This window comes from Bradyrhizobium sp. SBR1B, from assembly GCF_014198205.1.
In the GTDB taxonomy this organism is placed as follows: Bacteria; Pseudomonadota; Alphaproteobacteria; order Rhizobiales; family Xanthobacteraceae; genus Bradyrhizobium.
The window spans coordinates 47,292-68,223 of the sequence record NZ_JACIHC010000004.1; the positions used below are offsets into that span (position 1 = coordinate 47,292).

Annotated in this window: 20 protein-coding genes; 16 read left to right on the top strand and 4 right to left on the bottom strand. The window is 64.8% G+C overall.

Annotated elements, in window-relative coordinates:
- Nucleotides 1-67 precede the first annotated feature (67 nt).
- The 13 genes from GGD61_RS11940 to GGD61_RS12000 all read left to right on the top strand — a co-directional run bounded on the left by GGD61_RS11940 (nucleotide 68) and on the right by GGD61_RS12000 (nucleotide 13,339).
- On the top strand, nucleotides 68-619 hold the full coding sequence (locus tag GGD61_RS11940) for an NADPH-dependent FMN reductase (protein ID WP_018320285.1): 552 nt from the start codon (nucleotides 68-70) through the stop codon (nucleotides 617-619).
- 192 nt (nucleotides 620-811) lie between these two features.
- Nucleotides 812-1,129: a septum formation initiator family protein gene (locus GGD61_RS11945; RefSeq protein ID WP_018320286.1), complete on the top strand. Its 318-nt coding sequence runs from the start codon at nucleotides 812-814 to the stop codon at nucleotides 1,127-1,129.
- A gap of 217 nt (nucleotides 1,130-1,346) precedes the next feature.
- Complete coding sequence (locus GGD61_RS11950) at nucleotides 1,347-2,306, top strand: GAF domain-containing protein (RefSeq protein ID WP_177237122.1); 960 nt, start codon at nucleotides 1,347-1,349, stop codon at nucleotides 2,304-2,306.
- Nucleotides 2,307-2,651: 345 nt separating this feature from the next.
- Nucleotides 2,652-4,169, top strand: a complete 1,518-nt coding sequence (gene adh, locus GGD61_RS11955; protein ID WP_018320288.1) for an aldehyde dehydrogenase — start codon at nucleotides 2,652-2,654, stop codon at nucleotides 4,167-4,169.
- Nucleotides 4,170-4,437: 268 nt separating this feature from the next.
- Nucleotides 4,438-5,460 (top strand): pyruvate dehydrogenase (acetyl-transferring) E1 component subunit alpha, encoded by a 1,023-nt coding sequence (gene pdhA / locus GGD61_RS11960; protein WP_092256959.1) that lies wholly within the window; start codon nucleotides 4,438-4,440, stop codon nucleotides 5,458-5,460.
- Nucleotides 5,461-5,489: 29 nt separating this feature from the next.
- Nucleotides 5,490-6,875, top strand: a complete 1,386-nt coding sequence (locus tag GGD61_RS11965; RefSeq protein ID WP_018320290.1) for a pyruvate dehydrogenase complex E1 component subunit beta — start codon at nucleotides 5,490-5,492, stop codon at nucleotides 6,873-6,875.
- Between the two features lie 3 nt (nucleotides 6,876-6,878).
- Nucleotides 6,879-7,181, top strand: a complete 303-nt coding sequence (locus tag GGD61_RS11970) for a DUF5076 domain-containing protein (RefSeq protein WP_018320291.1) — start codon at nucleotides 6,879-6,881, stop codon at nucleotides 7,179-7,181.
- A 2-nt stretch (nucleotides 7,182-7,183) separates the two neighbouring features.
- Nucleotides 7,184-7,636 (top strand): nucleoside deaminase, encoded by a 453-nt coding sequence (locus GGD61_RS11975; RefSeq protein WP_092256957.1) that lies wholly within the window; start codon nucleotides 7,184-7,186, stop codon nucleotides 7,634-7,636.
- Nucleotides 7,637-7,698: 62 nt separating this feature from the next.
- Nucleotides 7,699-9,048, top strand: coding sequence for a pyruvate dehydrogenase complex dihydrolipoamide acetyltransferase (locus GGD61_RS11980; protein WP_092256954.1), 1,350 nt, complete (start codon nucleotides 7,699-7,701; stop codon nucleotides 9,046-9,048).
- Nucleotides 9,049-9,070: 22 nt separating this feature from the next.
- The gene (locus GGD61_RS11985) at nucleotides 9,071-9,304 is read left to right on the top strand and encodes a hypothetical protein (RefSeq protein WP_018320294.1); all 234 of its coding nucleotides are present in this window, start codon (nucleotides 9,071-9,073) and stop codon (nucleotides 9,302-9,304) included.
- A 17-nt stretch (nucleotides 9,305-9,321) separates the two neighbouring features.
- Nucleotides 9,322-10,743 (top strand): dihydrolipoyl dehydrogenase, encoded by a 1,422-nt coding sequence (lpdA, locus tag GGD61_RS11990; RefSeq protein ID WP_092256951.1) that lies wholly within the window; start codon nucleotides 9,322-9,324, stop codon nucleotides 10,741-10,743.
- A 201-nt stretch (nucleotides 10,744-10,944) separates the two neighbouring features.
- A complete protein-coding gene (locus tag GGD61_RS11995; protein WP_092256948.1) occupies nucleotides 10,945-12,186 on the top strand; it encodes a threonine synthase in 1,242 nt (413 codons plus the stop codon).
- A 181-nt stretch (nucleotides 12,187-12,367) separates the two neighbouring features.
- Entirely contained in the window at nucleotides 12,368-13,339 is a 972-nt protein-coding gene (locus GGD61_RS12000; RefSeq protein WP_092257729.1) for a tripartite tricarboxylate transporter substrate binding protein BugD, read from the top strand.
- Nucleotides 13,340-13,393: 54 nt separating this feature from the next.
- Here GGD61_RS12000 and GGD61_RS12005 read toward each other — a convergent pair whose 3' ends face one another.
- From GGD61_RS12005 to GGD61_RS12015, 3 genes are all read right to left on the bottom strand, one after another.
- Nucleotides 13,394-13,780: a response regulator transcription factor gene (locus tag GGD61_RS12005; protein ID WP_092256944.1), complete on the bottom strand. Its 387-nt coding sequence runs from the start codon at nucleotides 13,778-13,780 to the stop codon at nucleotides 13,394-13,396.
- 87 nt (nucleotides 13,781-13,867) lie between these two features.
- Nucleotides 13,868-14,533, bottom strand: coding sequence for a response regulator transcription factor (locus GGD61_RS12010; RefSeq protein ID WP_092256941.1), 666 nt, complete (start codon nucleotides 14,531-14,533; stop codon nucleotides 13,868-13,870).
- On the bottom strand, nucleotides 14,530-16,953 hold the full coding sequence (locus GGD61_RS12015; protein ID WP_092256938.1) for a PAS domain S-box protein: 2,424 nt from the start codon (nucleotides 16,951-16,953) through the stop codon (nucleotides 14,530-14,532). Before GGD61_RS12015 ends, GGD61_RS12010 begins: the two co-directional genes overlap by 4 nt.
- Nucleotides 16,954-17,690: 737 nt before the next feature.
- On the opposite strand from GGD61_RS12015, the gene GGD61_RS12020 reads away from it, so the two are divergent.
- From GGD61_RS12020 to GGD61_RS12030, 3 genes are read left to right on the top strand one after another with little or no spacing between them, the layout of a single operon-like run.
- Nucleotides 17,691-18,062: a hypothetical protein gene (locus tag GGD61_RS12020; protein WP_246785923.1), complete on the top strand. Its 372-nt coding sequence runs from the start codon at nucleotides 17,691-17,693 to the stop codon at nucleotides 18,060-18,062.
- Complete coding sequence (locus GGD61_RS12025; protein WP_177237119.1) at nucleotides 18,059-18,247, top strand: hypothetical protein; 189 nt, start codon at nucleotides 18,059-18,061, stop codon at nucleotides 18,245-18,247. Before GGD61_RS12020 ends, GGD61_RS12025 begins: the two co-directional genes overlap by 4 nt.
- A 53-nt stretch (nucleotides 18,248-18,300) precedes the next feature.
- Nucleotides 18,301-18,600, top strand: coding sequence for a hypothetical protein (locus GGD61_RS12030; protein ID WP_244550661.1), 300 nt, complete (start codon nucleotides 18,301-18,303; stop codon nucleotides 18,598-18,600).
- Between the two features lie 79 nt (nucleotides 18,601-18,679).
- On the opposite strand, the gene GGD61_RS12035 is transcribed toward GGD61_RS12030, so the two are convergent.
- Nucleotides 18,680-20,866: a transglycosylase SLT domain-containing protein gene (locus tag GGD61_RS12035; RefSeq protein WP_092256930.1), complete on the bottom strand. Its 2,187-nt coding sequence runs from the start codon at nucleotides 20,864-20,866 to the stop codon at nucleotides 18,680-18,682.
- Nucleotides 20,867-20,932 lie beyond the last annotated feature (66 nt).

The following is a 20,932-nucleotide window of genomic DNA, read 5'->3' on the forward strand; positions in this document are numbered from 1 at the left end:
TGCATTAAATGATCCGGATCGCTTAAGTGCCGCCCGGCACTCCAGCTCAAGCCCTCAAGGACAATCCATGGCCTACAACATCGTCACGATCGCCGGCAGCCTGCGCAAGGACAGCTTCTCGCTGAAGATCGCCAATGCGCTGGCCAAGCTTGCGCCAGCCTCGCTCAAGCTCGAAGTCGTCACGCCGGCCGGCATCTCGTTCTTCAACCAGGACCTCGAGGGCGCGCCGCCCGCGGACTGGCTGGCCTTCCGCGACAAGCTCCAGAAGTCGGACGGCGTCATCTTCGTCACCCCCGAATACAATCGCGCCATCCCGGGCGTGCTTAAGAATGCCATCGACGTTGCCTCGCGGCCCTATGGCAAGAGCTCGTTCAACGGCAAGCCGGTCGGCATCGTCTCGAACTCGCCGGGCCCGCTCGGCGGCGTCAGCGCCGCAAAGACTCTACAGAACATCCTGCCGGGCATTGCGGGCCCGATCATGCAGCAGCCGGAGATCTATCTGAACGCGGTCGGCGATGCCTTCGACGCCGGAGGTAACCTCACCAAGGACTCGCTGAAGCCCGTGCTCCAGGCCTATATCGACGCCTTCGCCGCGCATGTGACCAAGCACCACGGCTGAGGCGAAACACGCTCCGTCATGGCCGGGCTCGTCCCGGCCATCCACGTCTTTGCGGACACCAAGAACGTGGATGCTCGGGCGTTCGCAGCGCCGAAGCGGCTTCGGCCGCGCAGGCGGGGCAAAGCCCTGGCATGACGATCGTCGGCAGGGGCAATTAATGCCGCCTTAACCAACCTGTCCCATCTTCCCAAGATGGTCTCCCGCGCGCGCCTGAAATCGATCCTGACCGGTCTTGCCCTCTACGCGATGGCGGCCGCCATCGTCGGCTATTTCGGCGTCAACGCCTATACTGGCAAATACGGCCTCAACGCCCGCCAGGAGCTCGACCAGGAGATCATCGCGCTGACCAGCGAACTGGCCCAGCTCAAGCGTGAGCGCGCCAGGAGCGAGCAGCGGGTGTCGCTGCTGCGGTCCGAGAGGATCGACCCCGACATGCTGGACGAGCGGGCGCGCTTCCAGCTCGACTACGTCAATCCGCGCGATCTCGTCCGGATGATCCCGGCGCATTAGCGCTTTCCGCAGCTTTCGAAACCGACAACGAAAGCCGCTGCCGAAATCCGACCACAGTGCCTTTCCTCCTGCGAAGGTCGTAAGTCCGGAACCGGGCGGCCGCCTTGACGGCAGTGCCGCGGCGGGCCCATGGCTTCTGGTGGCACTCTTCCGAAGTTGACGCAGATCAAGCGGGCAGGGCCGGCACGTTCTAGTCTGTCATCCGGAGGAAACAGTGATGAATGGGTCAATGCCCCGGCATCACGCGGCCCGTGTCGAGGCCGCCATCGCGTCAGGCCAGGCGGCACGATCCGCGCTTGTGGCCTCTTGGCGCCGTTCGTCCAGATTGCATCATCTCGATCCCGGCGGCCGCACCTCGCCGATGCGGCTGACCGAAGCCGAATTGCATCAGGCGCGCGAGCGCATCGCGCCGCTGCTGGCGGCGGCGCAAGGCGCGATGGACCGGCTCTATCAGGCCGTCGGCGCGAGCGGCTGCTGCGTGCTGCTCGCCGACGGCGAGGGCGTGCCGGTCGATCGTCGCGGCACGGCGGCGGATGACGCCACGTTTCAATCCTGGGGGCTGTGGACCGGTGCGCTCTGGAGCGAGGAGCACGAAGGCACCAACGGCATCGGCACCTGCCTCGTCGAGCAGCGTCCGCTGACGATCGACCGCGACCAGCATTTCTTCACCCGCAACACGCTTTTGAGCTGCACCGCCGTTCCGATCTACGACCATGAAGCGGCGCTTGCGGGCGTGCTCGACGTCTCCTCCTGCCGCGCCGATCGCACCGACGCGTTTTCCAGTCTGATCGCGCTTGCGACGGGCGAGGCGGCCAAGCGTATCGAGGCCGATCTGTTCCGCAGTGCGTTCAGCCATGCCCGCATCGTCTTGACGCAAGCTGCGGACGGCCAATGCGGTGGCCTCATTGCGGTCGATGCGGACGATCTCGTGATCGGCGCAACCCGCTCCGCCCGGGCGGCGCTCGGAATCGCGCCGGGCCGGGCCTTGCAGCCGGTGCCCGCGGCCGATCTGCTCGGCGGCGATACCGCGCGCGATCATCTCGCCGGCGGGCAGCGCGCGGTGGTGCAGCGGGCGCTGCTTCGCGCCGGCGGCAATGTCTCGGCGGCCGCCAAGGCCCTCGGCGTCAGCCGTGCCACGCTGCACAGAAAGCTCAAGCGGTTCGAACTGAACCATTAGGCCGAGCTATTTCCCCTGAAACCCTGCGCTCGAAATTCCGGTCTCGCCCCGGACGCAGCGCAGCGCGTCGCACTTGCGACGTGGTGCGCTGCAGAGCCGGGGCCCATGTATCAGCATTCTCCCGTGTCGCCTGGATCCCGGCCCTGCGCAGCAACGCGAAGAGCGTTACAGCGCGTCCGGGACACGAGAATGCGCCGGGACACGAGTGTGTGTCGCAGAACTGCGACAGGTCGGCTCCGCCATCGCTCCCATCGGGGCTGACAGAAAACACCTCCCGCGACATCGTCCGCGCAAGTCGCGAGTCACGCGACGAATTGCGCAAACAGCAAACATCGGGAGTGATCAATGAACAAGGTGGAATTCCTCAGCGTCACCAAAGTTCCCTTTGCCGAACGCTATGACAACTTCATCGGCGGCAAATTCGTCGCGCCGATCTCCGGCAAATATTTCGACAATGCCTCGCCGGTGAACGGCCAGGTCGTCTGCAAGATCGCGCGCTCGGACGCGCAGGACGTCGAGCTGGCCCTCGACGCGGCGCATGCCGCCAAGGGCGCCTGGGGCCGTACCAGCGTCGCCGAGCGCGCCGCGGTCCTGAACCGGATCGCCGATCGCATGGAAGAAAATCTCGAGCGTCTCGCCATCGCCGAGACCTGGGACAACGGCAAGCCGATCCGCGAGACCCGCGCCGCCGACATCCCGCTCGCCATCGATCACTTCCGTTACTTCGCCGGCGTCGTTCGCGCCCAGGAAGGCTCGATCGGCGAGATCGACCACGACACCATCGCCTATCATTTCCACGAGCCGCTCGGTGTGGTTGGCCAGATCATCCCCTGGAACTTCCCGCTGCTGATGGCCTGCTGGAAGCTCGCCCCCGCGCTCGCCGCCGGCAATTGCGTCGTGCTCAAGCCCGCCGAGCAGACCCCGGCCTCGATCATGGTCTGGGCCGAGATCATCGCCGACATCCTGCCGCCAGGCGTCCTCAACATCGTCAACGGCTTTGGCCTCGAAGCCGGCAAGCCGCTGGCATCGAGCCCGCGCATCGCCAAGATCGCCTTCACCGGCGAGACCACGACGGGCCGGCTGATCATGCAATATGCCAGCCAGAACCTCATTCCGGTCACGCTGGAGCTCGGCGGCAAATCGCCGAACATCTTCTTCAACGACGTCACCGCCGAGGACGACGATTACTTCGACAAGGCGATCGAGGGCTTCGTCATGTTCGCGCTGAACCAGGGCGAGGTCTGCACCTGTCCGAGCCGCGCGCTGGTCCACGCCGACATCTATGACCGCTTCATGGAGCGGGCGCTGAAGCGCGTCGCCGCGATCAAGCAGGGCGACCCGCGCGATGCCGCCACCATGATCGGCGCGCAGGCATCCGGCGAGCAGCTCGCAAAAATCCTGTCCTACATCGACATCGGCAAGCAGGAGGGCGCCAAGGTGCTCGCCGGCGGCGGACGTGCCGAGCTCGGTGGCGATCTCGCCGGCGGCTTCTACGTCAAGCCGACCGTGTTCGAGGGCCACAACAAGATGCGAATCTTCCAGGAGGAGATCTTTGGCCCCGTGGTCTCGGTCACGACCTTCAAGAACGACGAGGAGGCGCTCGAGATCGCCAACGACACGCTCTACGGCCTCGGGGCCGGCGTCTGGAGCCGCGATGCCAACCGCTGCTACCGCTTCGGCCGGGCCATCCAGGCCGGCCGGGTCTGGACCAATTGCTACCACGCCTATCCCGCCCATGCGGCGTTCGGCGGCTACAAGCAGTCGGGCGTCGGTCGCGAGACCCACAAGATGATGCTCGATCATTATCAGCAGACCAAGAATCTCCTGGTCAGCTACAGCCCGAAGAAGCTCGGCTTCTTCTGATCGAGGTGCGGAGAGGGCGGCGCCATCTTGGCGCCGTCCGCTCCGAAGGCCCGGATCGGCATGGTCCATAGTTCTTGATCCGGCCACGAATCTGCACGCGCACGTGGCGCGCATAGATTTGTTGCCCGATCAGCGCCAAAGATTTTCCAATATTTCGGCCACGTTGCACTGCGGCATAATGAAAGTCGTGCCATGCCGCTGCGGTGCTTTCCAAGGGCGTTTGAGTTGGGTTAGAGAGGACGAAAGTTTTCTCTGACCCGGAATTCCCATGGCCGCACCCAAGAAAGCCGCCGCAAGCACTCCACAGGACAAGACCGACGGCGGTTCGCCCCCGGAATTCACGAAGGAGCAGGAGCTCAAGGCGCTCCGCGACATGCTCCTGATCCGGCGGTTCGAAGAAAAGGCCGGCCAGCTCTACGGCATGGGCGCGATCGGCGGCTTCTGCCACCTCTATATCGGCCAGGAGGCCGTGGTGGTCGGCATGCAGATGGCCCTGAAGCAGGGCGATCAGGTCATTACCGGCTATCGCGACCACGGCCACATGCTTGCCACCGGGATGGATGCCAACGGCGTCATGGCCGAGCTCACCGGCCGCCGCGGCGGCTATTCCAAGGGCAAGGGCGGCTCCATGCACATGTTCAGCAAGGAGAAGCACTTCTACGGCGGCCACGGCATCGTCGGCGCCCAGGTCTCGCTCGGCACCGGTCTCGCCTTCGCCAATCACTATCGCGGCAACGACAATGTCAGCGTCACCTATTTCGGCGACGGCGCGGCCAACCAGGGCCAGGTCTACGAGAGCTTCAACATGGCGGAGCTCTGGAAGCTGCCGGTGATCTTCGTCATCGAGAACAACCGCTACGCCATGGGCACCTCGGTCTCGCGCGCCTCGGCGCAGCAGGATTTCTCCAAGCGCGGCGCGTCCTTCAACATTCCCGGCAAGCAGGTCGACGGCATGGACGTCCGCGCCGTCAAGGCCGCCGGCGACGAAGCCGCCGCCTGGTGCCGCGCCGGCAAGGGTCCCTTCATCCTGGAGATGCAGACCTATCGCTATCGCGGCCACTCGATGTCCGATCCTGCAAAATATCGCACACGCGAGGAGGTCGAGAAGGTCCGCCACGACCAGGACCCGATCGAGCAGGTGCGCAACCGCCTCCTGGCCGCCAAGGTCAGCGAGGCCGATCTCAAGGCGATCGACGCCGAGGTGCGCGACATCGTCAACGCGTCCGCCGATTTCGCCCAACATGATCCCGAGCCGGATGCCGCCGAGCTCTGGACCGACGTTTACCGCTGAACGCGCGCAAGCTTTCTTTTGGAGTCGATATGCCAATTCAAGTGCTGATGCCCGCGTTGTCGCCCACGATGGAGAAGGGCAACCTCGCCAAATGGCTGAAGAAAGAGGGCGAGACGATCAAGTCCGGCGATGTCATCGCCGAGATCGAGACCGATAAGGCGACCATGGAGGTCGAAGCGACCGACGAGGGGACGCTTGGCAAGATCCTGATCCCCGAGGGCACCGCCGACGTCGCGGTGAATACGCCGATCGCGACCATTCTCGCCGACGGCGAAAGCGCCGCCGATCTTGCCAAAGCGCCTGCACCGGCCGCGCAGAAGGCTGCCGAGTCCGCACCGCCCGCCGCGGCGAAGGCCGAGGCTCCCGCACCCAAGGCCGCTCCTGCGCCGCAGGCCGTCGCCGAGCCGGATCCGGAAGTGCCCGCGGGCACCGAGATGGTGACACAGACCATCCGCGAAGCCTTGCGCGATGCCATGGCCGAAGAGATGCGCCGCGACGCCGACGTCTTCGTGATGGGCGAAGAGGTCGCCGAATATCAGGGCGCCTACAAGGTCACGCAGGGCCTGCTCCAGGAGTTCGGCGCCAAGCGCGTCATCGACACCCCGATCACCGAGCACGGCTTTGCCGGCGTCGGCGTCGGCGCCGCGATGACGGGCCTTAAGCCGATCGTCGAGTTCATGACCTTCAACTTCGCCATGCAGGCGATCGACCAGATCATCAACTCCGCGGCCAAGACGCTCTATATGTCCGGCGGACAGATGGGCTGCTCGATCGTATTCCGCGGACCGAACGGTGCGGCTGCGCGCGTCGCCGCCCAGCACAGCCAGGATTATTCGGCCTGGTATTCGAACGTCCCGGGCCTCAAGGTCGTCGCACCGTTCTCGGCCGCCGACTACAAGGGCCTGCTCAAGGCCGCGATCCGCGATCCCAATCCGGTGATCTTCCTCGAGAACGAGGTGCTCTACGGCCACACCGGCGAGGTGCCGAAGCTCGACGATTTCGTGATCCCGATTGGCAAGGCCCGCATCGTGCGTTCCGGCAGCCATGTCTCGATCATCTCCTGGTCGAACGGCATGACCTATGCGCTGAAGGCGGCCGACGAGCTCGCCAAGGAGGGCATCGAGGCCGAGGTGATCGACCTGCGCACGCTGCGTCCAATGGACACCGAGACCATCATCAACTCGGTGAAGAAAACGGGGCGCGCCGTCACGGTGGAAGAGGGTTGGGCCCAGAGTGGCGTCGGCGCCGAGATTGCCGCGCGCATCATGGAGAACGCCTTCGATTATCTGGACGCGCCGGTCGCGCGCGTCTCCGGCAAGGACGTGCCGATGCCCTATGCCGCCAATCTGGAGAAGCTCGCGCTGCCTTCGGCGGCAGAAGTCGTCGAGGCCGCTAAAGCCGTCTGCTACAGGTAGACCATGGCGGGCCCGAAGGAGCAGCCACTTCCGCCCGACGTCATGACCCGCGACGACGCGGTCGAGATCCTGCGCGTGTTCGTGCTGGACGGCGGGCTGTCGATGGCGTTCCAGCGCGCCTTTGAGGAGCCCGACATGTGGGGCTTGCTGCTCGTCGATCTCGCCCGCCACGCCGCGCGCGCCTATGCGCGCGAGAGCGAATATACCGAAGAGGACGCGCTGAACCGGATCCTGGAGATGTTCCAGGCCGAGATCGAGCGTCCTACCGACACCGGCACCACGACGCCGCGCGGCAAGGGACACTGACCGTGGCGATCGAATCCCATCATTTCGATTTCATGCTGGAGGCGATCCGCGAGGCGGAGGCCTCGATCGCGCAGGGCGGCCTGCCGATCGGCGCGGTGCTGACGCGCGACAACAAGATCATCGCCCGCGGCCACAACAACCGCGTGCAGGAGAACAATCCGATCCTGCACGGCGAGATGAGCTGCCTGCGCGAAGCCGGCGCGATCTCGTTCCACGACACGGTGATGTACACCACGCTGTCGCCATGCTCGATGTGCGCCGGCGCGCTGGGGCTGTTCAAGGTCAAGCTCGTGGTGATCGGGGAATCCGTCACCTTCGAGGGATCCAAGGACATCCTCGACAAGTTCGGCGTCCCCTGGATCGACCTTGCCGACGATCGCTCCATCACCATGATGAAGAATTGGCGTTCCATCCCTGCCAATGAACGCCTGTGGCAGGGCGACATCGGCAACTAAACCTGGTCTGTTCGTCTCCGCTGTCGGAGGCGACATTTTGCAAAGTTCTTCTTGAGGTCAGCATGCCCATCAACATCCTGATGCCCGCTCTCTCGCCAACGATGGAGAAGGGCAACCTCGCCAAGTGGCTGAAGAAGGAAGGCGACAAGGTCAAATCCGGCGATGTCATCGCCGAGATCGAGACCGACAAGGCGACCATGGAGGTCGAGGCCATCGACGAGGGCACGATCGCCAAGATCCTGGTGCCCGAGGGCACGCAGGACGTCCCGGTCAACGACGTGATCGCGGTGCTCGCCGGCGAAGGTGAGGACGTGAAGGCTGCGGGTGCCGCCAAGCCCAGTGCTTCGGCCGCACCTCCGAAAGCTGCGGAGGCTCCCGCTGTGGCGCCGGCGCCTGCGCCCGCCGCGCCCAAGGCTGCACCGCCGCCCGCAGCGGCTCCCGCGCCGCAGGCCGCCGCACCGGCCGCGCAGAGCAACGGCCAAGGTGGTCGCGTGTTCTCCTCGCCGCTGGCGCGGCGTCTCGCCAAGGACGCCGGCATCGACGTGGCGATGGTATCAGGCACCGGCCCGCACGGCCGCGTCGTCGCGCGCGACGTCGAGCAGGCCAAGTCGGGCAAGGGCCTCAAGGCGCCTGCCGCGGCACCGTCCGATGCGCCCTCGATCGCGCCCACCATGTCGGACAAGCAGATCCTGTCGCTGTTCGAGCCCGGCTCCTACGACATCGTCCCGCATGACGGCATGCGTCGCACCATTGCCCAGCGCCTGACCGCATCGATCCAGAACGTCCCGCACTTCTACCTGACCATCGACTGCGACATCGGCAAGCTGCTCGCTGCGCGCGAGGAGATCAACGCTGCCGCGCCGAAGGACAAGGAGAAGAAGCCGCTCTACAAGATCTCGGTCAACGACTTCGTCATCAAGGCGATGGCGGTGGCGCTGCAGAAGATCCCGAACTGCAACGTGAGCTGGACCGAAAGCGGCATGGTCAAGCACCACCATTCCGACGTCGGCGTCGCTGTGGCGATGCCGGGCGGCCTGATCACGCCGATCATCCGCAAGGCCGAGACCAAGACGCTGTCCACCATCTCGAACGAGATGAAGGATTTCGCCGCGCGCGCCCGTTCGCGCAAGCTGAAGCCCGAGGAGTACCAGGGCGGCACCACGGCGGTCTCCAACCTCGGCATGTACGGCATCAGCCACTTCACCGCCGTGATCAACCCGCCGCATGCGACCATCCTCGCGGTCGGCACCAGCGAGGAGCGGCCCGTCGTGCGCGGCGGCAAGATCGAGATCGCGCACATGATGAGCGTGACCTTGTCCTGCGACCACCGCGCCATCGACGGCGCGCTCGGCGCCGAGCTGATCGGCGCGTTCAAGCAGCTGATCGAAAACCCCGTCATGATGATGGTCTGACGCGGCGGCAGAGGGCGCAATTTTGCATGTCCGTACCCGCTGGCCATGGATATCGCTGCTGCTCGGAGCCGTCGTCGCGCTCAACCCGATCGGGCTCGATTTTCTGCACTCTGCGTTCTTTGCCGGCGAGCAGCTGGCACGGAACATCGCCCAGCCCATCGTGCTCATTGCTCTGGCCGTCATGGTCCTGGCGCTGATGCTCGAATGGCTGGTGAGGTCTTTTCTGGTCAAGCGCCGCGCCCGCGGCGCCTCTTGAGTTGAACGGGAGCCGCCATGGCCGACACATCCTTCGACATCATCATCATCGGCTCCGGTCCCGGCGGCTATGTCACCGCGATCCGCGCCGCTCAGCTCGGTTTCAAGGTCGCGATCGTCGAGAAGTCGTATCTCGGCGGCATCTGCCTGAACTGGGGCTGCATCCCGACCAAGGCGCTCTTACGCTCCGCCGAGATCTATCACTACATGCAGCACGCCAAGGACTACGGCCTCTCGGCGGAGAAGGTCTCGTTCGACCCGAAGGCCGTCGTGCAGCGCTCGCGCGGCGTCTCCAAGCGGCTGAACGACGGCGTCGGCTTCCTGATGAAGAAGAACAAGGTGAGCGTGATCTGGGGCGCGGCTTCGATCGACGCGCCCGGCAAGGTCACTGTGAAGAAGTCCGATGTCGAGGCGCCGAAGGGCACGCTGGGCGAGGGGAGCTATCAGGCCAAGCACATCATCGTCGCGACCGGCGCGCGGCCGCGCGTGCTGCCCGGGCTCGAGCCCGACAAGAAGCTGATCTGGACCTATTTCGAGGCCATGGTGCCGGAGAAGATGCCGAAATCGCTGCTCGTGGTCGGCTCCGGCGCGATCGGCATCGAGTTCGCCTCGTTCTTCCACACCATGGGCTCGGACGTGACGGTGGTCGAGGTGCTGCCGCAGATCCTCCCCGTCGAGGACGCCGAGATCGCAGGCCTTGCGCGCAAGCGGCTGGAGAAGCAGGGCATCAAGATCATGTCCTCGACCAAGGTGACCAAGCTGGAGAAGAAGGCCGACAGCGTCGTCGCCACCATCGACGATGGCAAGGGCAAGCCTGTCACGACCGAGTTCGAGCGCGTGATCTCGGCGGTCGGCGTCGTCGGCAATATCGAGAATCTCGGCCTGGAAAAAATCGGCGTGAAGACCGACCGCGGCGTCATCGTGATCGACGGCTACGGCAAGACCAACGTCCCCGGCATCTATGCGATCGGCGACGTCGCGGGGCCCCCGATGCTCGCCCACAAGGCCGAGCATGAGGGCGTGATCTGCGTCGAGGCGATCAAGGGCCTGCATCCGCATCCCATGGACAAGAACCTGATCCCGGGCTGCACCTATTGCCAGCCGCAGGTCGCCTCCGTCGGCCTGACCGAAGCCAAGGCCAAAGAGAGCGGCCGCGAGATCCGTGTCGGCCGCTTCCCCTTCGTCGGCAACGGCAAGGCGATCGCGCTCGGCGAGGACCAGGGCCTGGTCAAGGTCATCTTCGACAAGAAGACCGGCCAGTTGCTCGGCGCCCACATGGTCGGTGCTGAAGTGACCGAGCTGATCCAGGGCTACGTCGTCGCCATGAACCTGGAGACCACGGAAGAAGAGCTGATGCACACAGTGTTCCCGCATCCGACCCTGTCGGAGATGATGAAGGAAGCCGTGCTGGATGCGTATGGGCGGGTGTTGAATATCTGATGGATGAGCCAGCGGGCTGTGGGACCCGTCATCCTGAGGTGCGAGGCCAGCGGTGCATAGCACGGCTGGCCGAGCTCGAAGGATGAAGGGCCGAGCTGCAGCAGCCGGGCTCGTCGCCCTTCGAGGCCTCCGCTTCGTTCCGGCGCCTCAGGGTGACGGGTTTGATAGAGAAATACGAAAACAAGAAGAGGGAATGAACCCATGCACGACAACGACAACCTCACCATCGAACGCCCGACCTTCGTCACCCATCTCGAATGCGCGATGGAAGGCGATCACTACGCGGCCGACCAGATCCACAACCTCTCCAAGGCGGGCAAGCCGCTGCTCGTCCGCTACGACCTCGCGGGCGTGAAGAAGGCGCTGACCAAGGACGCGCTGGCGCAGCGGCCCGGCGACATGTGGCGCTACCGCGAGCTGTTGCCGGTGCGCAAATGCAAGGACATCGTCTCGCTCGGCGAAGTCACCACGCCCCTGATCCGGCTGCCGAAGCTCGGCAAGAAGCTCGGCGGCGGCGAGATCATCGTCAAGGACGAGGGACGGCTGCCGACCGGTTCGTTCAAGGCGCGCGGTCTCGTGATGGCCGTGTCGATGGGCAAGGCGCTCGGCATCAAGCACATGGCGATGCCGACCAACGGCAATGCCGGCGCGGCGCTCGCGGCCTATGCGACGTCCTGCGGCATCAAGACCACGATCTTCTGCCCGGCCGATACGCCGGAGGTGAACGTCAGCGAGATCGAGCTGCAGGGCGCGACCGTCTACCGCGTCAACGGCTATATCGATGATTGCGGCAAGATCGTCGGCGAGGGCAAGGCAAAAGTCGGCTGGTTCGACACCTCGACCTTGAAGGAGCCGTACCGCATCGAGGGCAAGAAGACGATGGGCCTCGAGCTCGCCGAGCAGCTCGGTTGGGACGTGCCCGACGTGATCTTCTATCCGACCGGCGGCGGCACCGGCCTGATCGGCATGTGGAAGGCGTTCGACGAGCTCGAGAAGATCGGCTTCATCGGCTCAAAACGCCCGCGCATGGTCGCGGTGCAGGCCTCCGGTTGCGCGCCGATGGTGCGGGCCTATGACGCCGGCACCGAGCATGCGACGCGCTGGGAGGACGCTCACACCATCGCGTCCGGCATCCGCGTGCCGCAGGCGATCGGCGATTTCCTGATCCTGCGCGCGGTGCGCGAGAGCAAGGGCTTTGCCATCGCGGTCGACGATGACAAGATTTCGTCGGCGCTGAACGAGGTCGCGCGCGAGGAGGGGCTGCTGCTCTGCCCCGAGGGCGCCGCCACCTACGCCGCCTACAAGGACAGCCTCGCCGACGGCCGCGTCTCGAAGGATGACCGCGTCATGCTGTTCAATTGCGCGACCGGCCTGAAATACCCGCTGCCGCCCGTCACCCGCACGCTCGACCGTCACAAGCCGATCGACTACACGCAGTTCTAGCTTGCTTCTCCCTCGCCCCGCTTGCGGGGAGAGGGTTGGGGTGAGGGGGAGTCTCCGCGGGGGCGGTGACAGCTGAATTTGCGGAGACTCCCCCTCACCCGAATTGTTTCGCAATTCGATCTCTCCCCGCAAGCGGGGCGAGATGAAGAAAAACAAGAACGACATCGCTGGGGAGAAGACAATGACGAAGGCCGTCTGGGCTGCGCTGTTTGCTATTCTCGCTGTGACCGGCGCCGCGCGCGCCGATGACTATCCCTCCCGTCCCATCACCATCATCGTGCCCTTCTCGGCCGGCGGCCCGTCGGATGCGATGGCGCGTGTGCTCGCCGAGCGGATGCGAACTGCGCTCGGCCAGCCCCTCGTGGTCGAGAACGTCACCGGCGCGGGCGGCTCGATCGGCGTCGGCCGTGCCGTGCAATCGCCGCCGGACGGCTACACCATCTCCTTCGGCCATCTCGGCACCCACGTCGCCAATGGCGCCGTCTACAAGCTCAAATACGACCTCGTGGCCGACCTCGAGCCGGTGGTGCTGCTGCCGAGCAATCCGATGATCGTCGTCAGCAAGAACGCGGTGCCCGCGACCTCGCTGAAAGAGCTGATCGAATGGCTGAAGTCGCGGCCGTCGGCGCCGACAGCGGGCACCGCCGGCGCGGGCTCCGGCAGCCATATCGCCGGCGTCTATTTCGAGAGCGTCTCCGGCATCAAGCTGCAATACGTGCCGTATCGCGGCACCGCGCCCGCGTTGAACGATCTCATCGCTGGTCAGATCGACGTCATCGTCGACCAGACGTCCAACTCGATCGCGCAGGTCCGCGCCGGCACCATCCGCGCCTACGCCATCACCGACAGCAAGCGCCTGTCCTCGGCGCCCGAGATCCCAACCGCGGAGGAGGCGGGTCTGAAGGGCTTCAACATGACGCTGTGGTCGGGCATGTGGGTGCCGAAGGGAACGCCCAAGGAAATCGTTGCCAAACTCAATGCTGCGGCGGTGGAGGCGCTGAACGATCCCGCCGTGAAGAAGCAGCTCGAAAGCCAGGGGCTGGAGATGACGCCCAAGGATCAGCTCACGCCCGAAGCGCTCGGCACCCGCCAGAAGGCCGAGATCGCCAAATGGTGGCCGATGATCAAGGCGGCGAACATCAAGGTGGATTGAGCACGTCGCATGGCCGCAGGTCTGTCCTGGCCGTGGAATTCCGGCGCCGCCGCATCACATCGTGGCGTCACCGGGGTCCGACAGTGCGGTCTCCAGGCACTGCATCAGGGCCGGCGTCGAAAATGGCTTGGCGAGAAAGCAGATCGCGCCGGCCCTGAGTGCGCGGTCGCGTACGGACTCGTCCGGAAAAGCCGTCATGAAGATGAAAGGCGTGACGTGCCCGAGACCGCGCATATGCGTCAACAGCTCGACGCCGCTCATGACCGACATCTGCACGTCCGTGATCACGCAGCAGGTCGTCTCAAGTTCGGCGGATTGGAGAAATTCGTGAGCCGAGCCAAAGGTGTGGACCGTATACCCGCGCGACGTCAGGAGGTTGTTCGTCGCAAGACGAACGGAGGGATCATCATCAATGACGGAAATGATCGAAGACGCTGACAATATGATCGCTCCTGCACGGGGAGCCGCCGGCCGCGATTCAGCCGCTCGAGGCAAGGTGGGCCACCGGAGCGAGATTGGAAAGCATACTTAGGTTTGCAGATGACCCCTGTTGCGCGGGATTCCGAGCGCGTCGGTCATTCTGACGAGGTCCGCCAACGACTTCGCTGCCATTTTCCGCATGATCTGGCCGCGATAGATCTTCACGGTGATTTCAGCCAATCCCAGCTCGGCGGCGACTTGCTTGTTCATCAGGCCGGATGCAACCAGGGCGAGCACGTCGCGTTCGCGCGCCGTCAGCCCCTCGTAACGGGATCGCACGCCCGAGATCGACTGCTCGGCATCGCGCCGCTTGCGATCGCGTTCGATCGCAGCCTGCACCGCATCCAGCATGTCCTGGTCGCGCACCGGCTTGGTCAGAAAATCGACGGCACCGCTCTTCATGGCTCTTACGGTCATGGGAATATCGCCGTGACCGGTGATGAAGATAATGGGGGTGTGAATATTGGCTTTGGCAAGGTCCGCCTGGAGGTCGAGGCCACTCAAGCCTGGCAGGCGGATGTCGAGCACGAGGCAACTGGGGACCGCAGGCGGTTTGGCTTCCATGATCTCCGCCGCCGAACTGAAGGCTTCGACCTTGAGACCGACCGATTGAAAGAGATTGGTGAGCGCACGGCGCATCGACGGATCATCATCGACGATCAGGACGATCGGATCAGCGGCGCTCGCCTGGGCCTGCTTGGCATGATCAGTCACGACGTGTCCTTGTGTGGCAAGGGCAGGGCGATCTGGAATGTTGCACCACTCCCTTCATTTTGAATGGCCGAAAGCCGGCCCGCATGAGCCTCGATGATCGATCGGCAGATCGAGAGTCCCATTCCGAGACCGCCCGATTTCGTCGTGAAGAAGGGGTTGAAGATGCGTTCCTTGACGTCTTTGCCAAGGCCGACACCGCGGTCCGTCACGGTGAGGAGCAGGCGGTCGTCGTCCGTCCGGCTCGAGCGGATCGCCAGCTCGCGCGGGCGGTCGACATTGGCATGCATGGCTTCGATGCCGTTCACCACCAGGTTGATCAGGACCTGCTGCAGCTGGATCCGGTCGCCGCAAATCCTGGGCAGGTCGGACGCCAACTCCATTCGCACCGACACCGCATGGATCGCGAGCTCGCGCCGAACCAGCGCCACGGCCTCCCTGACGACCTGGTTGATGTCGAGTGGAACCATTTCGATCTCGGTCTTCTTCGCAAGCGCTCTGATCCGGCGGATCACCTCGCTTGCCCGGTTGGCGTCCTCGACAATCCATTCTGCGGAACGGCGCGCGGCCTTCAGGTTGGCGGGGTCGCGGTCAAGCCAAGCGATGCAAGCGTCCGCGTTGGAGATCACCGCGGCAATGGGCTGGGTGATTTCGTGGGCAATCGAGGTGGTCAGTTCGCCGAGCGTCGTGACGCGGGTGACGTGGGCGAGCTCGCCTTGCGCCTTGCGCAGCGCCTCTTCCGCCTGCTCGACGCGGATTGCCGCCGTGACGTCGCTGCTGACGCCGCGATAGCCGAGAAAATTGCCTGCCGCATCATGGAACGGCTTGCCGCTGGTCCGAACGTAGATTGGAGATCCGTTGCCATCCCTGCTGCGGTAGATCAGATCGCGGAACGCAACGTGGGCATCGAGCGCCGCGCGATGCTGCTCCCATTTCTCCGGCTCGAACTCGGCGTCGGGCGGAATGTCCCAGCGGGTCAGGCCGATCAGGCCCTTCGGCGCCGCGCTGGAGGTTTCGGCATGCTCCGATATCCTGGTGATGCGGTGGTCCGGACCGGTCTCCCAGAACCAGTCGGATGCGGTTTCGGCATAGTCGCGGAACCGCTGTTCGGATGTCTTGAGCTCGTCGAACGCCTTATGCAGCGCATCTTTCGCCGCGAACTGCTCGGTGACGTCCACGTGCGTGCCGATGATTTCCATCACCTCGCCGTCGCGGCCGATCACAGGATGTCCCTCGCTGTGGACGCGTCTGATCGAGCCGTCGGGGCGCACAATCCGGAAGTCGATCTGGAAGGGCTGCTTTTGCCTGACAGCTTCACGTTCCACCTCGACAATCCGCCGAAAGTCCTCCGGCAGGATACGTTGCTGAAAAGCCCGGGCCGGGACATCGGTCTGGTCCGGCTCAAACCCGAACAGTCGGTACAGTTCAGTCGAGCGGTAGGCGAACTCCTGACGATGAACGTCCCAGGCCCAGCTGCTCGTATGGCTGAGGCGTTGGGCTTCGGCCAAATAGGCTTCGCTGCGACGCAGCCTCTGTTCCGCTTCCTTCGCAATCGTGACATCGGTCACCGCTCCGACGAACTCGATGCGCCCGGATGGGTGCCGCACGGCGCGCGCCACGGAATGGAGATATTTGATCGATCCGTCGGGCATCAGCAGGCGGTATTCGTGGTCGAAATCCTCCGCCAGCCGGTAGGCCCGATCAAGGGTGCTGCGGACTGTGTCGCGATCTTCCGGATGGATGCGCTGAAAGGCGAAGTTCAGGGTCGGCTTCGTCGCAGGGTCGCATTGGAAGATGCGGAAAGTCTCCCTCGACCAGACCGCCTCGCCGGTGGCGAGGTTCAAGCCGAAGCTGCCGGTGTGGCTCAATTCCTGGGCCTGGGCGAGGTAGGCCTCGCTCTGTCGCAGCGCATCCTCGGTCTCCTTGCGCTGGGTGATGTTCTCGCACGCGACCAGCAGGATCGGCGTGCCGTCGCCGCGCAGCATCGCCTTGGCGTTCTCGCGGACCCAGAGCACCGACCCGTCCTTCCGGAACTTGCGAATCTCCCAGGTATGCGACTGGTCCACGGTCGTGAGGCACAAAGCGACGCATTGACGAACGAAGTCGTGGTCTTCCTCGAAGAAGACGTTCAGCACGGATTGGCCGATCAGCTCGGCCGTCGTGTAGCCCAGTTGTGCGGCGCCAAACGTATTCACGTTGAGCACCGTTCCGGCCGGATCGACCATGAAGTACATGACCGGGTTGTGCTCGAACACCTCGCGCCATTGCTTCATGGCGTCACGCAGATCGGCGTTCTGCCGCGAGGCCTCAGCGACCGCGGACCGGTCCTTCTCGCCGTTGCCGAATGATCGAAGCGCCGCAAGGCCGCCGAGCAGGAATTGTGCGGCCGAAGTCCCGATTTTCGTGATCTGGCCAGGCATCATCGCAAGCGTCCCGGCGCGCCAGCGTCAAGGCGAGTAGAGCACTTTGCCCGAACAGGGGCAATTGGCTCCGACCAAAGTCGGATTGCCGGCAAAACTCCCGGTTGCCGTGCAGCTTGCGGGCGTTGCTCCGTCTCGTTGCGCGGGCGGGCAGAGGTCCGCAAAACTACGGCCCAAACCTACGTATAGCTCGCACAACCCTAGTTCTAGCGCGCATTTACCTCCGTACAATTGAGCGATGCGTTGCAGCCGGCCTAGTTTGGCAGCCAATCGAGAGGAGACGATTGCGGAGCACAAATTGCTGAAAGGCTCCGGGGGTGTTGCCCCCAAAAGAGCCAGGCTCTGCGTCCGCCCCCTGACTTGCCGATGAATTGGCAGTCACGATTGAGAAGCCGCATTTTCCGTGACGACCGTGGCGACCCGTGCTTGCGCACAAGGAAGCCGGGACCCCTAAGAGGTCAAGAGGAGAGGATGATGTGCGATAGCCCCGACTACTCCGAGCGCCGTCCCGAGTCCAAAGGCTGTGCTGTCTGCGCGGCGAAGTTTGGCCTGATCCGATACTATTCCTGGCGGACGCCGGTCTGCTCGAGGAAATGCCTCGACCGGTTCAGGGCGCGCCGTGAGCGCGACCGTCGCTGGTTGTTCCGATATCAGGCGGCCTGAGGACCAGCCGCCGCGTCTGCCACCTCAGGCAATTTCTTCGTCGGGAGGCTGCGTTGAACCGTACCTGCAAGCTCCTGTTGGCGATCGCGCTGCCACTTTCGCTGGTGACGGGCGTGGAGGCCGACGAAGCCGGACCGGATGGTTCACATCGTCACCATCCGCCTCAGGATCAACTGCTGCACGAGAAGTTCTATTCGAGCTGGCACATGCCGGATAATCCGGTTCTGAGCTGCTGCAACAACGCCGATTGCTACCCGACCGAGATTCGCTACGTCGACGGCAGGATCTACGCGCGGCGCCGGGAAGACGGCAAATACATCCTGATCCCGTCGCAGAAGGTCGAGCGCAACAGAGACAATCCCGACGGCCGCAACCATATCTGCGCGCCACCGCCGTCCGCCTCTCTGGTCGACCTGGTCTACTGTTTCGCGTTGGGAGGTGCCACGTGAGATTCATATTGGTGAACGGCAGAACCCCGTTCCGCAAGACGTCGTGCCTTTGGTGCTGCGAGGAGATCGATGGTGGTTATCTGCGCGACGCCAGGACGCTGCTGCGCTACTGCGGCTACGACTGCTACGCACTTCATCACGAGTCCGCGCCGTTGATCGAGGGACGTACGCGCGCGGCATCTTGAGTAGTCGGGCTGGCAGGACGCATTCGGCAGGAGAGGACACGGCATTGAGATTCATGCTCGTCAATCAGGAACATCCCTGCCACGGCGGCGTCTGCCGCGCATGCGCCCGGCCGCTGGGTACGAGTTACGTCCGTCATGTGTCCAAGCAAGAGCGGTATTGCGACTACGGTTGCTACCGTCAGCAGACGGCCATGGACATGCTGTGGCCCGGCAGCTCGCTCGAGACGATCGCGGCGCTGGCGGCGATCTCGAGCTGGAGCTGGATGATTCAGATCGGCGCGCTGTCGCGCGCATTGGCCGAGGCATATCTGCGCGAGTACGACCTTCTGACGACGGAAGGAGGTGACGGCTAGCTCGATGACGGCCGCGCAGAAAAGTCGGCCGCAGTCCCGCGTCCAGCCCGCGCCGCGTCCAGCCCCGGCGGCGGCGAGGCTAGGGTGAGGGGGCTGCGGCCGATCCCGTTGGTGCCGCGCTCACTTCCTGCGTCGTGACGCGCTGGTCGGACTTGCCGGCGACCATGCTGCTGCCCTCGAACCGTGCGCGGTACACCAGCACGTTCTCCATCACGCGCTGGACGTAGTTGCGCGTCTCCGACAGCGGGATGCGCTCGACCCAGTCGACCGGATCGACGTTGGGATCCCTGGGGTCGCCGCGGGCCTGCACCCATTCGCGCACGCGGCCGCGGCCGGCATTGTAGCCGGCAAACGTCATGATCTGGTTGCCGCGATATTCCGACAGGAGCGCGCTGAGCTCGGCCGCGCCCATTTGCGTGTTGTAGACGGGATCGGAGACCATCTTGTCCCAGTCGTAGGTCAGGCCAAAGCGCTTGGCGGTGTCGCGGCCGGCTTCAGGTGTCACCTGCATCAGCCCGACCGCATTGGCCGGCGACTTGTCGCGCTGGTCGAACGAGCTTTCGGTGCGCGCCACCGAATAGATCACGCTGGTCTCGATCGCGGGCGCGACCTGCTGGTGCTCGGGGATGCCGATGGTCGGAAAAGCGTAATGGTCGAGCGCGAGCCCGCGCGCCAGCGCCGACTTGCCGACCTCCAGCATCACGCGCGCATCGCGGCGCTGTCCGGCGAGTTCGCCGAGGCCCTCGAGGGCCGCGACGTCGGTGCTCTCCTTCGCGAAATCCTCGGCGTAATAGAACACCGTGTCGCGCTCGCCGATGCCGTAGAGCATGTCGGCGGCGCGCACGCGCTCGTCTGCGGGCGGAGTGTCGAGCGCGGCCAGCACGGGCGAGGGCGGTCGCAGCTCGATGCGATCGAGGCCGAGCTTGGCGCGCGCAAGCTGGCCGTAATAGGCGGTCGGATAGCGCGCGGCCGCCCGGTAGCTCATGCGAGCATCGGCCACAGCACCCATCGCCTCGGCGGCACGGCCGCGCCAGTAATGGGCACGCGACAGCGCGATCGGATTGGCCGAGCCCGCATCGATGGCGGCGAAGTGCACCATGGCCGCCTGGGGATCATTCAGGAAGCGCAGAGCGATCCAGCCGCACATGAAATGATAGTCGACGCGGTAGACTTCCTTCTCGGGCACCGCGGCGGTGCGCACCACGTCATACGCCGTTTTGAACTTGCCCTGGTCGAGCAGCTTGCGCGCGAGCATGCGACGCTCGCGCCACCAGGCGTCGGTGTCCTGCGCGGCCATGGTGTCGGGCGCGGCGGCCAGGATTACCTCGGCGGCGTCGTCGATGCGGTCCTTCTGGAGGTGCCATTGGGCGCGGCACAGCACATAGCCGAGATCGCGGCGCGCTTCAGTCGGTACGTCCTCGAGATAATCCTTGGCCTTGCTGGCCTTGCCGGTCACGGCGGCGCAGGCCTTGACGATCGCGAGCTCATCCTCGCCGAGTCGTTTCGCGGCGCGCCGCGCAGCCGCATAGTCCTTGGCGCCGAGCCGCTTGTCCATGCGCGCGCGATGATCCTCGGAGCTGAGCAGATCGCGGAACGCCTCGTAGGAATCCTCCTCGCTCCGCTCGGACAATTCGTCGGTGCGCCAGGCCTCGCGCACGAGCCGCGCGGCCCTGTCGGCGTCGCCTTCAGCGAGCAGCACGCGGGCGAGGGCGAACTTGCCCTTGGCGCTGGTCGGGCGGTCCATGGTGAATTTGTGCACGGTGGCCGCGTCCGCCTTCTCCTGCCACAGCCGCGCCTCGGCTCGGCGGCGAAGCAGGGCGCTGCTCGGCCAACCCGGATTGGCGGCGAGGAAGGCGGCATAACGCTTGAAATTGGCGGTGCTCTCGGAATGGCGCAGCATGAACCAGTCGGCGAGCTTCTGTCCGGCGGGATCAGCGATGCGGTCGCGCGCCGCGCTCGCATCATCCGTCTTGCCCTTGCGCGCGAGGTCGATCGCATCCTTCAGCGCGGCGAGGTCCCCGGTGAGCGGCGGGGCGGCCGGCTTCTCGGACGGCTCGCCGCCGGTCTTCTTCGACTTGCGCTTGGCCTCGGCATGCTTGCCATGGCGCGATTTCACCGCGGCATGACGCTGCTTGCCGGCTTTCGCCTCATGCGACTTCTTCGGCGCGGACGATTTGTGGCTGCTCTTGGCCGCCAGCTCGGTCGGAAGGAGGGCCATTGCGGCCACGGCAACGAGACACGCGAGCGAGCGTAGGCACTGGTTCATCCCATGGTCCCCCTGCGAAACCACTACAAACCAAGGTCCGCGACGACATGCGGCTTGAGAATCAAC